The organism is Alphaproteobacteria bacterium, assembly GCA_040905865.1.
GTDB lineage: Bacteria > Pseudomonadota > Alphaproteobacteria > UBA8366.
On record JBBDQU010000028.1, the window covers coordinates 1 to 14,390 of the forward strand.

Annotated in this window: 16 protein-coding genes; 6 read left to right on the forward strand and 10 right to left on the reverse strand. The window is 61.7% G+C overall.

Annotation, left to right across the window (positions count from 1 at the left end; translation table 11 throughout):
* Positions 1 to 105 precede the first annotated feature (105 nt).
* From WD767_05805 to WD767_05820, 4 genes are all read left to right on the forward strand, one after another.
* A complete protein-coding gene (locus tag WD767_05805) occupies positions 106 to 483 on the forward strand; it encodes a PilZ domain-containing protein (GenBank protein MEX2615591.1) in 378 nt (125 codons plus the stop codon).
* Positions 484 to 625: 142 nt separating this feature from the next.
* On the forward strand, positions 626 to 1,639 hold the full coding sequence (locus WD767_05810; GenBank protein MEX2615592.1) for an amidohydrolase family protein: 1,014 nt from the start codon (positions 626 to 628) through the stop codon (positions 1,637 to 1,639).
* Between the two features lie 45 nt (positions 1,640 to 1,684).
* A complete protein-coding gene (locus WD767_05815; protein ID MEX2615593.1) occupies positions 1,685 to 2,710 on the forward strand; it encodes an amidohydrolase family protein in 1,026 nt (341 codons plus the stop codon).
* A 31-nt stretch (positions 2,711 to 2,741) separates the two neighbouring features.
* Positions 2,742 to 3,773 carry an amidohydrolase family protein gene (locus WD767_05820; protein ID MEX2615594.1) on the forward strand — a complete coding sequence of 344 codons (1,032 nt, stop codon included), beginning with the start codon at positions 2,742 to 2,744 and terminating at the stop codon, positions 3,771 to 3,773.
* On the opposite strand, the gene WD767_05825 is transcribed toward WD767_05820, so the two are convergent.
* From WD767_05825 to WD767_05855, 7 genes are all read right to left on the reverse strand, one after another.
* Positions 3,774 to 4,814, reverse strand: a complete 1,041-nt coding sequence (locus WD767_05825) for a zinc transporter ZntB (protein MEX2615595.1) — start codon at positions 4,812 to 4,814, stop codon at positions 3,774 to 3,776.
* A gap of 28 nt (positions 4,815 to 4,842) precedes the next feature.
* The gene (locus WD767_05830; protein MEX2615596.1) at positions 4,843 to 5,976 is read right to left on the reverse strand and encodes an acyl-CoA dehydrogenase family protein; all 1,134 of its coding nucleotides are present in this window, start codon (positions 5,974 to 5,976) and stop codon (positions 4,843 to 4,845) included.
* Positions 5,977 to 6,014: 38 nt separating this feature from the next.
* The gene (locus tag WD767_05835) at positions 6,015 to 7,211 is read right to left on the reverse strand and encodes an acyl-CoA dehydrogenase family protein (protein ID MEX2615597.1); all 1,197 of its coding nucleotides are present in this window, start codon (positions 7,209 to 7,211) and stop codon (positions 6,015 to 6,017) included.
* Positions 7,212 to 7,357: 146 nt separating this feature from the next.
* Complete coding sequence (locus WD767_05840; protein ID MEX2615598.1) at positions 7,358 to 8,857, reverse strand: tripartite tricarboxylate transporter permease; 1,500 nt, start codon at positions 8,855 to 8,857, stop codon at positions 7,358 to 7,360.
* A 35-nt stretch (positions 8,858 to 8,892) separates the two neighbouring features.
* Positions 8,893 to 9,375 carry a tripartite tricarboxylate transporter TctB family protein gene (locus WD767_05845; GenBank protein MEX2615599.1) on the reverse strand — a complete coding sequence of 161 codons (483 nt, stop codon included), beginning with the start codon at positions 9,373 to 9,375 and terminating at the stop codon, positions 8,893 to 8,895.
* 729 nt (positions 9,376 to 10,104) lie between these two features.
* The gene (locus tag WD767_05850) at positions 10,105 to 10,293 is read right to left on the reverse strand and encodes a GcrA family cell cycle regulator (GenBank protein MEX2615600.1); all 189 of its coding nucleotides are present in this window, start codon (positions 10,291 to 10,293) and stop codon (positions 10,105 to 10,107) included.
* Between the two features lie 113 nt (positions 10,294 to 10,406).
* Entirely contained in the window at positions 10,407 to 10,781 is a 375-nt protein-coding gene (locus tag WD767_05855) for a flagellar basal body protein (protein ID MEX2615601.1), read from the reverse strand.
* A 121-nt stretch (positions 10,782 to 10,902) separates the two neighbouring features.
* On the opposite strand from WD767_05855, the gene WD767_05860 reads away from it, so the two are divergent.
* Positions 10,903 to 11,796: an alpha/beta fold hydrolase gene (locus WD767_05860; GenBank protein MEX2615602.1), complete on the forward strand. Its 894-nt coding sequence runs from the start codon at positions 10,903 to 10,905 to the stop codon at positions 11,794 to 11,796.
* Positions 11,797 to 11,872: 76 nt separating this feature from the next.
* On the opposite strand, the gene WD767_05865 is transcribed toward WD767_05860, so the two are convergent.
* Positions 11,873 to 12,820: a homocysteine S-methyltransferase family protein gene (locus WD767_05865; protein ID MEX2615603.1), complete on the reverse strand. Its 948-nt coding sequence runs from the start codon at positions 12,818 to 12,820 to the stop codon at positions 11,873 to 11,875.
* Positions 12,821 to 13,055: 235 nt separating this feature from the next.
* Here WD767_05865 and WD767_05870 point away from each other — a divergent pair, with 235 nt between their 5' ends.
* Entirely contained in the window at positions 13,056 to 13,688 is a 633-nt protein-coding gene (locus WD767_05870; protein ID MEX2615604.1) for a TetR/AcrR family transcriptional regulator, read from the forward strand.
* Between the two features lie 70 nt (positions 13,689 to 13,758).
* Here the strand turns inward: WD767_05870 and WD767_05875 are convergent, their stop codons facing one another.
* Positions 13,759 to 14,037, reverse strand: coding sequence for a hypothetical protein (locus WD767_05875; GenBank protein MEX2615605.1), 279 nt, complete (start codon positions 14,035 to 14,037; stop codon positions 13,759 to 13,761).
* A gap of 143 nt (positions 14,038 to 14,180) precedes the next feature.
* Positions 14,181 to 14,366: a hypothetical protein gene (locus WD767_05880; GenBank protein ID MEX2615606.1), complete on the reverse strand. Its 186-nt coding sequence runs from the start codon at positions 14,364 to 14,366 to the stop codon at positions 14,181 to 14,183.
* Positions 14,367 to 14,390 lie beyond the last annotated feature (24 nt).

The window sequence follows — 14,390 nt, forward strand, 5'->3', positions numbered from 1 at the left end:
CTTGCAAACGAAACTGTCGCATCCGTCGGGGAGGCCGCCTAGATGATTGTCAGTGTAGTCTCTGCCGGGATTGCACTGTCGCCCTTAATAGATTGAGATGCGTTCATGATGTTCAGCAGCCTGTTCCGCACGATTTTTCCACGCCGCGCGGCAAAGCGCGTCGTCGGTTCGCAGGCGGAGATCCATATCGACGGCGTGCCGCACCACGTCCGGGACTGGAGCGAGACAGGCCTGGGAATCGAGGGTTATGAGGGCTCGCCCGCGGTCGGCGAACGCGTCATGCTCCGCTTTGTTTTGCCGCTGACCAGCGAAGATGTCTTCGAATTCGAGACCTGGGCCGAGGTCATTCATAATGATCAGGCCGGCATCGGGATGCGCTACCTGTCGATCAGCGACGACCTCGTCAGGCGGCTGCGCGCCGTCCTGCGGGTCATGGGCACGACCGATGTGACGATCCCTAAAGGCGCCATCAGCTACGATTGAGCGCATCCCGGCGTTGCGGGCGGCCGGCAACTGTCGCACGATGCTTGAATCTGCCTGTCATTGAATTTACCGTCCCCTTTCATGCCGCCGCCGGGACAGCCGTCCGGGCCGATACCCGTATGAATTGAGAGGAAATGACGACATGGGGACGAATGACGACTGGCTTGCCCAGGTCACCGAGGAGCCTATCGAGCCGGATCTGCCGATCTGCGACCCCCATCACCACCTGTGGGATTTCCAGCACGAGAGGGTCGAGCCCCGCTACATGATCGACGAGATCGTCAAGGATGTCGGCAGCGGGCACAATATCGTTTCCACTGTCTTCATCGAATGCGGCACCATGTTCCGCGAGGACGGGCCGGAGGCCATGAAACCGGTCGGCGAGGTCGAATTCGCCAACGGAATCGCCGCGATGGCGGCGTCGGGCCTGTACGGGAAGACGCGCGTCGCCGCGGGCATCATCGGTTATGCCGACCTGACGCTGGGCACGGCCGTCGGCGACGTGCTGGATGCGGAGATTGCCGCCGGCAACGGTCGCTTCAGGGGCATCCGCCACATGGCCACATACGACGCCGATCCGGCCGTGCCGAACGGCCGCGACATTACCGCCCCCGGCCTGCTCATGCAGCCCGCGTATCGCGAGGGCTTCAAGGAACTGGCGCGGCGCCGCCTGACATTCGAAGGCTGGTGCTATCATCCGCAACTGCCGGAAATGATCGACCTGGCCCGCGCCAATCCGGACCAGGTCATTATCATGAATCACCTCGCCGCGCCGCTGGGACTCGGCGGTTACGCCGGTCGCCGCGATGAAATCTTCGAGGTCTGGAAGAAGGATTTCGCCGAACTGGCGACCTGCGAAAACGTCGTCGCAAAACTGGGCGGGCTGGGCATGAACTATCTGGGCTTCGGCTGGCAGCACCGTCCGAAGCCGCCGACCAGCGACGAACTGGTCGCCGCGACGAAGCCCTATTTCGACTTCGTGATCGAGAAATTCGGCCCCGACCGGTGCATGTGGGAATCCAACTTCCCGGTCGATAAGCTGAGCTGCAGCTACAATATCCTGTGGAATTCGTTCAAGAAAATCTCGAAGGATTTCTCCGCCGGTGAAAAGGCGAAGCTGTTCCACGACACCGCGACGCGGATTTACAGTCTGTAGGGCTTCGCCGCGCGTTTTCGCGACGCATAACAGGGAGGTTTCGAAATGGCGTACAATACCAACTGGCTGAACCAGGTGCAGGAAAAGCCCCTGGAGCCCAGACTACCGATCTGCGACCCGCACCACCACCTGTGGGAGTTCCGCCATGAGCGGGTGGCGCATCGCTACCTGCTGGACGACATCCTGGAGGACGTACAGGGCGGCGGACACAATATCGTATCCACCGTCTTCATCGAGTGCGGCGCGATGTACCGCAAGACCGGCCCGAAGCACATGCGATGCGTTGGCGAGACCGAATTCGTCAACGGCGTCGCCGCGATGGCGGCATCGGGACTCTATGGCAACACGCTGGTCGCCGCCGGCATCGTCGGCACCGCCGACCTGACCCGCGGCAGCAAGGCCGGCGCCGTGCTGGACGCGCAGATCGTCGCCGGCGGCGGTCCGAAGGGCCGGTTCAAGGGCATCCGCCACAGCGCCAGCTGGGATGCCGACCCCATCATTCCGAGGGGGCGGCTGAATCCCGGCAAGGGATTGTATCTGGACAAGACCTTCCGGGAAGGCTTCGCCGAACTGGCGCCGCGCAACCTCAGCTTCGAGGGCTGGTGCTATCATCACACGATCCCCGACCTGACCGACCTGGCGAAGGCGTTCCCGGATACGACGATCATCCTGAACCATTTCGGCGGGCCGCTCGGCATCGGCCCCTATGCGGGCAAACAGGACGAAATATTCAAGACATGGCGCAAGGACATCACGGACCTTTCGAAATGCCCGAACGTGGTCGCGAAGCTGGGCGGGCTGAACATGGAAATGAACGGATTCGGCTGGCAGCACCGGCTGCTGCCGCCAACCAGCGATGAACTGGTCGCGGCGTACCGGCGCTATTTCGAACACGTCATCGACAGGTTCGGCCCTGACCGCTGCATGTTCGAATCGAACTTCCCGGTGGATATGGTGAGTTGCAGCTACACCGTGCTCTGGAACGCCAACAAGAAGATGGCGAAGGGCGCGTCCGCGAAGGAGAAGGCGGCGCTGTTCCACGATACGGCAACGCGCATCTACAAACTCTGACGCGGCATACGAACCTTTAGGGAGAACCACCATGGCACGCAATACCCCCTGGCTGAACCAGGTGCAGGAAAAGACCATCGACCCCGGCATGCCGATCTGCGATCCGCATCACCATCTGTGGGAATTCAAGCATGAACGGGTCGCCGACCGTTACCTGATGAACGAAATTCTGGAAGACCTGAACAGCGGCCACAACATCGTGTCCACCGTGTTCATCGAAGCCCACGCGATGCACCGGAAAGGCGGCCCGGCGCATCTGCGGGTCGTCGGCGAGACCGAATTCGTCAACGGCATTTCGGCGATGAGCGCTTCCGGCCTGTATGGCGACACAAAAATCGCCGCAGGAATCGTCGGCACCGTCGACCTGACCCTCGGCGCGAAAAAGGCCGCGGAGACGCTGGACGCGCATATCGTGGCCGGCGGGGGACCGAAGGGCCGTTTCCGGGGCATTCGCCAGATTGCAACCTGGGACCCGCATCCCGACGTCTACAACGGCCGCGCCAATCCGCAGCCGGGCATGTATCTCGACCCGAAATTCCGGGAAGGCTTCGCCGAACTGGCGCCGCGGAACCTCACCTTCGATGCCTGGTGCTACTTCCACCAGATCCCCGACGTCACGGACCTGGCGAAGGCGTTTCCGGACACCAAAATCGTCCTCAACCATTTCGGCGGCCCGGTCATGACCGGCCATTATGCCGACAGGAAGGATGAAGTCTTCAAGCAGTGGCGCAAGAACATGACCGCGTTGTCGAAGTGCCCGAATGTCTACGCCAAGCTTGGCGGGCTGAACATGCATTATATCGGTTTTGGCTGGGAATTCCGGCCGCTGCCGCCGACCAGCGACGAACTGGTGAAGGCCTACAGGCGCTATTTCGGCCACACAATCGAGAAATTCGGACCGGATCGCTGCATGTTCGAATCCAACTTCCCGGTCGACATGATCAGTTGCAGCTACAACGTGCTGTGGAACGCCAACAAGAAAATGGTGAAGGGCGCATCGGCCGGCGAGAAGGCGGCGATGTTCCACGACACGGCGACAAAGTTCTACCGCCTGGACGCCTGATCAAAACCAGTGCAGGCGGCGCAGCAGCAGCAGTTCGCCGGCCACCACGGCGACCAGTATCAGCGTCACGGTCGCAAAGGCCCAGGGCGACTCCGCGCCGGGGATCCCCGCGACATTGATGCCCAGCAGGCCCGTGATCACCGTCAGCGGCAGGAAAATACCGGCGACGACGGAAACGACAAACATGTTCCTGTTCATCTTTTCGTTCAGGTTGCTGCTCATTTCGTCCTGGACGAAGGTCGCCTTCTCCCGCGCGATATCGAGATCTTCCAGATAGCGGATCAGGCGGTCGGCGACGCCGCGCAGCAATTGCCGGTCGACCGGAGTCAGCCAGTCGACCGGTTCTCCCGTCAGCGCCGCCATGGCGTCGCGCTGCGGTGCGATATACCGGCGCAACCCGATTGATTCGCGCCGCAAATTGCGCAGGCTGGCGCGCAGGTCGTCCGGTTCCTCGGACAGCAGGTCCACCTCCAGCTGGTCGACCTGGTCGTTCAGGTCGTTGATGACCTGGCTCATGCGTTCGGTCAGCCGGTCGGTGATGGCGACGAGAAACTCGGAAGTCGTACGCGGCCCGACGCCGACTTCGAGATTTTCCTCGACATCCCGAACCGCCTTCAGGTTGCGGCGGCGAACGGTGATCACGCGGTCCGCTTCCGCCCAGATCCGGATCGACACCATGTCCGACGGATCGGCGCCCGGGTTGAGATTTACCCCGCGCAGGTTCAACAGCACGCCCCCCTCATAGGAAAGACAACGGGGCCGCGATTCCTCCGCCAGCAGCCCCTGGGTCGCGACATCCGAGAGACCGGATACATCGCGGAGCCAGCGATGGACCGCCGGATAATTCCGGTCGAGTTGCACCCAGAAACAGGGCGCTTTCAGCTCGCCGCGCAGATAGGCGCCCGCATCCACAAGTTTCGCCCGGCCCGTGCCATCCAGCGCGCGGACGGAAATCCATTCCATCCTGTCGGCGCCGCCTGTAACGGAATCGTCGAATTCAGGCGCTTCGTATACAGGCTCTTCCGATTCGCTCTCGCTCATATTCCCCCCAAGAGGCATGGCCGCACGATTAGCGGAATGCGGCGTATTGCTTCAGGTGATGGTTCTGGTCGCCGAACATCGTGTCGATCATGGTCAGGCGCTTGAAATAATGACCGATGTTCAACTCGTCAGTCATGCCCATGCCGCCATGCAGTTGCACCGATTGCTGGCCGACGAACCGGGCGCTCTTGCCGATCTGCACCTTGGCGGCCGACGCCGTCTTCGCGCGCAGTTCCGGATCCGGGTCGGACAGCCGCATCGTCGCGACGTAACTCATCGAGCGCGATTCCTCGCAGGCGATGAACATGTCGGCCATGCGGTGCTGGATGACCTGGAACTTGCCGATCGGCTGGCCGAACTGCTGGCGCGTCTTCAGGTATTCGTTGGTCGACGCCAGCAGGACGTCCATGCAGCCGACCGCTTCCGCCGCCAGCGCGGCTATCGCCTGTTCCGCAACCCCTTCAATCAGCACAAGACCATTGTCGACCTCGCCCAGAATCGCGTCCGCGCCGACCCGCACCCTGTCGAACGCCAGTTCCGAGGCACGCAGCCCGTCGACGGTCGGATAATCCCGGCGCGTCAGGCCCGGTGTATTGTTCGGCACGAGAAACAGCGTGATGCCGTCGCGGTCGCGCGAGGCGCCGGCGGTTCGCGCCGATACGACGATCCAGTCGGCGCTGGCCGCGTGGCAGACGACGCCCTTGGCGCCAGTCAGCACGTAGCCTTCCCCGTCCCGCACCGCGGTGGTTTCCACGTCAAACAGGTCATAGCGCGCCTGCCGTTCCACATAGGCGAAAGCCAGCATGGTTTCACCGGCCGCCAGTTTCGGCAGAATGTCATGGCGGCGCGCGGCATCGCCGGCGCGGAGCACAAGGTTGCCGCCAAGTATTACGGTCGAGAAATATGGCTCAACGATCAGACCCCGGCCGATGCCTTCCATCAGCACCATGGCCTCGACGGGACCGCCGCCGATGCCGCCATATTCCTCCGGCAGGGTCGCGCCGAGCCAGCCCAGCTCCGCCATCGTCGCCCAGTTCCGCCGGCTGAACCCGTCCTCGGACACCGTCAGTTTCTGGCGCTTTTCCAGCGGGTATTCCTCGCGCACGAAGCGTTCGACGCTGTCCTTGAGCAGTTGCTGTTCTTCGCTGAGGTCAAAATCCATGCTGTCCCGCCATGTCCTGTCCGCAATCCTGATGTGCCCTAAAGGCCCAATACCAGCTTGGCGATGATATTGCGCTGTATCTCGTTTGTGCCGCCATAGATCGTCGTCTTGCGCTTGTTGAAATAGGCCGCCGCAAGGGGCGCCGCATCCGCCGGACCGACCGGGTCCTCGTTCCAGCCGTATTCCAGCGCATCGGGCAGCCAGGGCTGCGCGTAATAGCCCATTGCCTGCATCAGGAGTTCCGAAATCCGCTGCTGGATTTCCGTGCCGCGCAGCTTCAGCAGGCTGGATTCGGCGCCGGGCGGGTTGCCGGCGGCGACCTGCATCAGGTAGCGCAGGTCGGTATATTCCAGCGCCTGCAGTTCGATTTCGACTTCCGCGATCCTTGCCCGGAAATCCGGATCGTCGATCAGCAGGCGGCCGCCGGCTTTTTCCCGCGCCGCGATGTCCTTCAGCCGCCGGATCTGCGCCTTGGAATGGCCGACGCCGGCAGTGCCGGTGCGTTCGTGCTGCAACAGGAACTTGGCGTAGGTCCAGCCCCTGTTCTCGTCGCCGACCCGGTCGGCGACCGGCACCTTCACGTCGGTCAGGTGGACCATGTTGATTTCGCGGCCGCCATCGAAGGTGACGATCGGTTTGATCTCTATCCCCGGCTGCGCCATGTCGATCAGCAGGAAGGAGATGCCTTCCTGTTTCTTGCCCTCGGTGCCGGTGCGCACCAGGCAGAACATCTTCGTTGCCCATTGCGCCAGCGTGGTCCAGGTTTTGGTCCCGTTGACGATATAATGATCGCCGTCGCGCACCGCCCAGGTCTGCAGCGACGCCAGGTCCGAGCCCGCGCCCGGCTCCGAATAGCCCTGGCACCACCAGTCGTCATTGTTCAGGATGCGCGGCAGGTAATAGCTTTTCTGCGCGTCCGACCCGAAGGTATAGATGACGGGGCCGACGAATTTGGTGCCGAAGGGAATGACGCCAGGCGCTCCTGCCCGGCTGCATTCCTCATCGAAGATATAGCGCTGCACCGCCGACCAGCCGGTGCCGCCATATTCCGTCGGCCAGCCCGGCGCGATCCAGCCTTTCGCCGACAGGATATTCTGCCAGCGCTGGTGGTCGTCACGCGCCAGCCGAAGGCCGCGCGTCACCTTTTCACGAATATCCTGCGGCAGGTTCGCCGCGACAAAGGCCCGAACGTTGTTCTGGAATTCGCGATATTCGCCTGAAAACGCCAGATCCATGCCCGCTACCCACGCCCCGTATCCGACCCTGTCCCGGATCGCACAACGATGCGCCCGGATAGCCAAGTATGACCATTGCGCCGGGGTAATCAACACCCGGATAGGCGGATAGCGACACCAGAAACGGGCCGCAGCCGCGCCTGCGGTCAGGCGTTACGGGTCTGGCCGCGAAGGTTCTGGAACAGCCGGAACAGTGGCGGGCCGACCCAGATCGCGATGGTCAGAACGCCCAGCGTGGCGGAAATCGGCCGGTCGAAGAAGATCATCGGATCGCCGCGCCCCTTGGCCAGCGAGTTGAAAAAATTCTCCTCCACCATCCGTCCCAGCACGATGCCGAGGATGGCCGGCGCAATGGGAATGCCGTTTTCCTCCATGAAATAACCCAGAACGCCAAGCGCCAGCATCACCGTCACGCCCAGCAGCGAGGAGTTGATCGCGAAGGACCCGACGATACAGAACAGCAGGATAACCGGCACCAGCACTTCACGCGGCAGGGTAATGATATGCCGCGAGATCCGGATCGCCGCCCAGCCCATGGGAACCATCAGCAGATTGGCCAGGAAGAAGATGATGAACAGCGCATAGAGCAGGTCGCCCGCATGCATGAAGATGGTCGGCCCCGGCGTCATGCCCTTCATGAACAGCACGCCGATGACGATGGCCGTGATCGCATCGCCGGGAATACCGAACACCAGCGCCGGTACCCAAGCCCCGCCAAGACCGGCATTGTTGGACGACGTTGCCTCGCACAGGCCTTCGGGATGCCCGGTGCCGAATTTCTCCGGCTCCTTGGAAAATTTCTTTGCGAACGCCATCGAGATCCAGGCCGCCATTCCGGCGCCCGCCCCCGGCAGGGCGCCGACGAGCACGCCGGTTGTCCAGCCGCGCATCATGTTGATCTTGTAGCGCCAGAGAATTGGCATCAGCCCCGCAAAAATGGACCCGAGATTGGAAAGTTCGGCCCGCTTGTAAACCTTCATGGTCGATGCATTGCGGATCAGTTCCGACACGGCGAACATGCCGATCATCGCCGGAATCAGGTCGATGCCGGCGGCCAGTTCCGGATTGCCGAAGGAAAAGCGGGGATAGCCGCTCATGATGTCTTCGCCGGTTGTCGCAATCATCAGACCGATCAGCAGCGAAACGACCCCCTTGACCGGCGACCCCGTTGTCACCAGCGCGGCGCAGCTGAGGCCGAGGCAGGCGAGCCAGAAATATTCGAGACTGGTGAAGTTCAATGCAAATTCGGCCAGTACCGGCGCGGATACCGCCAGCACGAGACTGCCGACCAATCCGCCCAGCGCCGAACAGATGACGGCAATCCCGAGCGCCCGTTCGGGTTTTCCCGCCCGTGTCATGGCATAGGCTTCGTCGGTATAGGCGGCGGATGACGGCGTTCCGGGAATTCGCAGCAGTGCGGCGGGAATATCGCCGGCGAAGATCGCCATGGCGCTACAGGATATGACCGCCCCGATGGCCGGCACCGCTTCCATGAAGAAGGTGATGGGAATGAGCAGCGCCGTCGCCATTGTCGCCGTAAGGCCGGGAATTGCGCCGACGAACAATCCGAAGATCGCCGCGCCGAAAACCACCAGAAGAACATACGGATCGAAGACAAGCCCCAGGGCTATGACAAAATTTTCCACGGATCATTTCTCTCTATGCTAGCGAACGGGCTGGTTCAGGGACCGAAGACGACGGTTTCCAGGAGACCCCAGGGCAGTTGCACCAGCAGAAAGTCGACAAAGACAAAATGCATGCCAAGGGTGGTCACGACGGCGAGCAACGCGGCATGTAACGGTTTGAGGCCGAAGCGCAGTGCAAGCACCGTCAGGATGATCAGCCCCGTGATTATGAAGCCGAGAAAATCCGAAAACAGGATATAGAAAAGGATCGCCCCCGGAACGAGGAACACCGTAACGACGGTGCCGGGCTGGCGCCACCACTCGTCGAGCAGGACCCATGCCTGCCCGCCGGACCGTTCCTTGATTCCCGTGTAGATAAGCGATATTCCACAGAGTGCGAGGCACACACATAACGTTTGCGGCCAGAATCCCGCACTGAACTGCATCCCCGTCAGTTGCGGGAACGTCATCGAATAGGAAAATACCACGACTGCTATAATCAGTAATATCAGTCCGGTAATCGCATCATTTACGCGCACAAATTCTCTCCCCCCAAGGGCATTGCCGGTTGACCTGGAATGACAGCCGGATCGTTTGACTGGATGCTGTAACCGCCCGGGCTATTCGCTGCGGCGGCGTTCGTGTTCAAATGCTGCGTGAAATCGTCACCCTGCTGCCAGGGAATAGCCTCCCGTAAGTTTATATTAAACGGACTTTCCCCTGTAGCGTCAATGCAACGCTCGAGCATCGGCCCCCTCACGCGACCAACAATGGAAATAGAGCATGCCGGGTCATGAATGTGAACCCGCCGGAAGTCAGTTCGCCACGAATAGGAACGTCAATTCCCGCATCCGTTAAAAGCCGTAAAATGAATTAGTTATGTAGACGTTCCGCATCATCGGACTTCCGCATGACGGATCAGGCACGAATTATTTTTTGCGCATGGCACATCACGTCGTGAGGCATGCCTGTATACCGGGTGCCTTTCACTCGCGCACTGCGGGAAATTTCGGATTCAGCCTGTTCCCGCGCGCAGCTTGTATCGCTGGATCTCGCCGGTCGCCGTTCTGGGCCAACATTGAAAACCGGCGCGTATGAAATACGCGCCGGCGAATCCGACCGATCGATGATCAAGGTATGATCGCGCATCCCGCCGCCTTTTCCGTAACCCGAACAGGGGCCGGATGCACCGCACCCGGCCCCTGTTCGAGGGTAATGGCAGTCTAATGCGCGGGCGGTAGCGCTACAATGCGCGACCCGGCATCAGATTACGCTGCAAGCCGGCGCGGTACGAAGACCTGCTTCTGCTCTTCGCTGGTGCGAACAGAGCGGGCATAATGTTCGGCGCAATAGGACTGGCCGTCCTTCTTCTGCTTGCCGCAGTATTCATGGTTCGGAACCGAAGAATGCGGCCACATGGGCCAAAGGCACCCGCGGCCGGACGTATTGTCAGACATATCACTTCTCCAAATATGGCCTAGTAGGTCATCAGAATATGCTGCATCGCAGCAAAATATCAACAGTTAATCTTGCGACGTTGCGCCGCAGTGTCATAAAACGTTCACCTTACTCATGTTTCTATGTCGAGAAGGGCGTCGTCAATTTCCTGCTGAACGCGAATCACGGCCGCATTGGCCCGGTAACTGGCAACGGCCAGGGACTGTTCAACCGCTTCCTCGACAAAATCGACATTCGGAAAGACCGAAACCCCGCCGGGAACCGACGGATCCGGGCCGGAAACCGTCGCCGGCGCCCTGTCCTGAACCGAAGTCGCAACCCCGCCACCCGGGACCGGTTGCGCCACGACCCGTTGCGCCCGAAATACCCCTTCCGGCGCTGACGCCGGGCGGCTTGTCAGGGCATTGGCGACATTATTGGCGGAGACGCTGACCCTAGCGGTCGCCGCCTGCAATCCGCTGAGCGCTGTGGACAGGATCGGGTTCATGACTACCTTATAACGGATTATCCGGATTGGCGCCGTGACCGGTGTCACAGGGCAGGGGTGGCGGTCACGGCGCCGCCGGTGTTAGCGTTGCCCAATGGAAAACCGGTATCGGGAGGGCGCCATGTCACGCACCGCGATTTCATTCTATAGCGAGGGATTCAAGCTGGATGGCGACCTGTTCCTGCCCGAAGGCGCCGATAATGCCACCATGCGGGCGGGAATCGTGCTGTGCCACGGCTATACGGGGGTGAAGGATCTGTACCTGCCGGACAACGCGCGGGTCCTGACCGAGGCGGGCTACGCCGTCCTGACCTTCGATTACAAGGGCTGGGGCAAGAGCGAGGGCCCGCGCAGCCGCCTTGCCCCGCACAGCCGGGTCGCGGATGTGCAGGCGGCAATGACCTTTCTCGGCGCGCAGCCCATGGTCGACGAGGACCGCCTAGGCCTCTACGGCACCAGCTATGGCGGCGCGACCGTGGTATGGACGGCCGCAATCGACGACCGCGCCAGATGCGTCGTCAGCGTCGTCGGCGTCGGCAATGGCGCGCGCTGGATGCGCAGCGTGCGGCGGCCGGATGAATGGGCCGACCTGCTGGACCGTTCGGCCCGGGATCGGGCGGCCCGGGCCGCCACCGGTCAGTCGGAGCAGGCCGGGCGCAGCGAAATCCTGCTTCCCGACCGGCAATCGGCTGAACTGGCGGCGGCGGCGCGCAAGAACAACCCGAACGCCATCGACACGCTGCCGCTGGAATTCATCGACGACACGCTGGGCTTCAACGCCGAATGGGTGGTGGACAGGATCGCGCCGCGCCCGGTGCTGTTCATCACCAGCGACGATGACCGGCTGGTCCCGCCGGAGGAATCCGAAGCCATGTTCGCCCGCGCCGGCGCCCCGAAGAAGCTCGTCATGCTGGAAGGATACGGCCATTACGAGGTCTATGCGGAGCCGGCGTTCAGCGAGGTCATGGCGGCGGCGACGGACTGGTACCGGGAATACCTGCCGCCGACAGAATAGGCAGCCCTGCCTCGCAGGGGACTATGGCACCTTCAATAAGATAGATCACATTTATGCGGCGTGACCGTGCCGGCGGTCATGCCGCGATCCTGCAGGCGTTGCAGATCTGCTCCACATGGCGGTGATCGGTGCCACAGCAGCCGCCGAGAACCGTAATGTGCGGCAGGCGTTCCCGTATCGCCCGGTACTGGGCGCCGAGTTGGACGGGATTTCCCTCGTCCAGTTCGGTCGAATTGTCGAGTTCCTCGTGGCTCCGGGTCGAGGCGTTGGCGCGAATGCCGCGCAGCCGCTTGAGCCACGCCGCGTCGGTCCGCAGGGCATCGTCGAAATGGGTCGGATGCGCGCAGTTGACCATATAATACACCGGCGCGCTGTCGGTCAGGGCATCGACGGCTTCGACGGCTTCGCCCAATGTCTGGCCGGTCGGAATCCGCCCGTCGGTTTCGGTCGTGAAGGATATGACGGACGCAATATTCGCGGCCCGCGCGGCGAGGGCGATGCCCGCGGCCTCGCCGACATGGGTCATGGTCATCGTCGTGACCAGGTCCGCGCCGGCTTCGACGAAGGCATCGATCTGGTCGCGATGATATGCCGCCGCTTCGTCCGGGGTCATCGTGCTCTCAGGTCTGTAGCCGTCGCCACGCGGACCGATATTCCCGCTGATCACCATCTTCGTGTCGGCGGTTTCATACCGGTCGCGCAGCGCCATCATGAAGCGGACCGCATCCTGGTTCGCCTCTGCGAGACGCTCACGGTCGTAGCCAAGCCTGGCTGCCCAGTCGGGGTTGGCCCGCCAGGTTGGCGTCTCCATGATGAAGCCGAGCCTGTTATCGAGAGCGATCCTGATATGGCGTTCCATGTAGCGCGTCACCTCTTCCCGACCAGCGTCGGTTTCCAGCAACGGAAACACGGCGAATTCCGGCATGTCGATTCCCTGCTGGAAGAACAGGAATGTCTCCAGCCCGCCGTCTGTCAGGAACATATCGCCTTTCAACTGCGGTAAACCGTTTCGGTACTTGCTCATCTGTTTTCTCCTGTTTCGCGTGGCAGGCGATCCTGCCAGGGGAGGGGAAAATAGGATCAATGGAACCCCGCGAGACAGTGGACTCGTGGTCCGGGTTCTACTCTTTTTCGTTTTCTTCGATATATCAAAGCAGTAGAACCCTGCTTGCGGATGGGACGAAGCCTTGGCCCGGAAACCGTGGAATGCAGCTGTACCTGTGGTACAGTAACGCCGTTCTCGAAAGCAGGTGAGTCTGATGACGGAAACCGATACCCGGCAGGGACCGGGGAAGAGCACGCGCGAGATGCTGCTCGACGCCGCCGAAGCGGCTGTCCTGGAAAAGGGATTCGCCGGGACGTCCATCGATGAACTGATCGCCGCCGTGGGTATCACCAAGGGCGGGTTCTTCTATCACTTCAAGGACAAGGGGGCCTTGGCCAGAACGCTTCTGGAGCGTTATATCCAACGGGAAGACCTGTTGTTCGACGAGCTTTTCGGCCGCGCCGACGAACTGAACGAAGACCCGCTGCACGGCTTCCTGGTAGGTCTCAGGATGCTGGCGGAAGTGATGGAGGATCTGCCGGCGGGACATCCCGGCTGCCTCATCGCATCCTACACCTATCAGGAGCGGCTGTTCGATCCCGAAGTCCGCGCCATCAACACAGCCGCAGTCCTTAACTGGCGCAAACGGTTCAGCGACCGGCTCCACCTGATCGCGGCGCGATATCCGCTGCGGATCGATGCGGATATCGAGGACATGGCGGACATGCTGTCCGTTATCGCCGATGGCGGAATCATCCTGTCGAAGGCGGTCGGCGACAAGAGCCTGCTACCCCGCCAGATCATGCTGTACCGGGACTTCATCCGCACCGCCTTTACCGGTAATTGACCGACCGGTCAGCAGAGCGCGTTCATCCAGGACAGCGGCGTTATCTGATTGTCCCCATCCTGCAACGGCCCTAACCGACAAAGCCCCGATAGGGTATGGCGCCGTACATTTCCACTTCCAGCATGCCCTCCTGCACCAGCGGCAGCGAGTCGATATAGGATTGCGCCTCGGCCTCATCGACGGCCTCGAGAACCAGGATCGCGCCCTTGCCGTCGGCCCGGCTGTAAATTTCGCGGACTTTCTGCTCCCCATACAGCACCCGGGCGCGCTGCGCTTCCGCATCCAGGACGGGCGCGAACTGATCCATAGTGAATTCGGCTTTACGCGTGGCGACGGCAAAAAATTTCATCGGTCGATCCTCCCGGACCAGATCATGGTTTGCTGGAATCGCCTCCGGCTATCCAGCAGCCATGTGGATCTGATCCATCTTACTGACGATATTGCACCTTCACAGGTTCAAATGGAACCTGTGAAGGTGCTGTGGCCTGCCTGTCAGTGAAACCGCACATAGTCGTAGTCGAGCGGCTGACCGTGGATGCCCCGGCGCGGCGGGGCAATCCATCCGGCCATGCGGCCCGGCTCGGTGACCGGAACCATCAGCGAATTGACGTATTCATGATCGGCCGGCGTCGGCAGCCATTCACCCCGCCGCCGCGCCCATTCGGCTTCGTCGATCACCTGCCCCGCCGGTGTCGCGTGGAT

Bases quoted from the DNA above. Each gene is read 5' to 3' on its own strand.
- WD767_05865 (MEX2615603.1), bottom strand. From the start codon at position 12,820: ATGAGCAAGTACCGAAACGGTTTACCGCAGTTGAAAGGCGATATGTTC.
- WD767_05875 (MEX2615605.1), bottom strand. From the start codon at position 14,037: ATGAAATTTTTTGCCGTCGCCACGCGTAAAGCCGAATTCACTATGGAT.
- WD767_05820 (MEX2615594.1), top strand. From the start codon at position 2,742: ATGGCACGCAATACCCCCTGGCTGAACCAGGTGCAGGAAAAGACCATC.
- WD767_05850 (MEX2615600.1), bottom strand. From the start codon at position 10,293: ATGTCTGACAATACGTCCGGCCGCGGGTGCCTTTGGCCCATGTGGCCG.
- WD767_05855 (MEX2615601.1), bottom strand. From the start codon at position 10,781: ATGAACCCGATCCTGTCCACAGCGCTCAGCGGATTGCAGGCGGCGACC.
- WD767_05870 (MEX2615604.1), top strand. From the start codon at position 13,056: ATGACGGAAACCGATACCCGGCAGGGACCGGGGAAGAGCACGCGCGAG.
- WD767_05860 (MEX2615602.1), top strand. From the start codon at position 10,903: ATGTCACGCACCGCGATTTCATTCTATAGCGAGGGATTCAAGCTGGAT.
- WD767_05830 (MEX2615596.1), bottom strand. From the start codon at position 5,976: ATGGATTTTGACCTCAGCGAAGAACAGCAACTGCTCAAGGACAGCGTC.
- WD767_05805 (MEX2615591.1), top strand. From the start codon at position 106: ATGATGTTCAGCAGCCTGTTCCGCACGATTTTTCCACGCCGCGCGGCA.
- WD767_05810 (MEX2615592.1), top strand. From the start codon at position 626: ATGGGGACGAATGACGACTGGCTTGCCCAGGTCACCGAGGAGCCTATC.
- WD767_05835 (MEX2615597.1), bottom strand. From the start codon at position 7,211: ATGGATCTGGCGTTTTCAGGCGAATATCGCGAATTCCAGAACAACGTT.
- WD767_05815 (MEX2615593.1), top strand. From the start codon at position 1,685: ATGGCGTACAATACCAACTGGCTGAACCAGGTGCAGGAAAAGCCCCTG.
- WD767_05825 (MEX2615595.1), bottom strand. From the start codon at position 4,814: ATGAGCGAGAGCGAATCGGAAGAGCCTGTATACGAAGCGCCTGAATTC.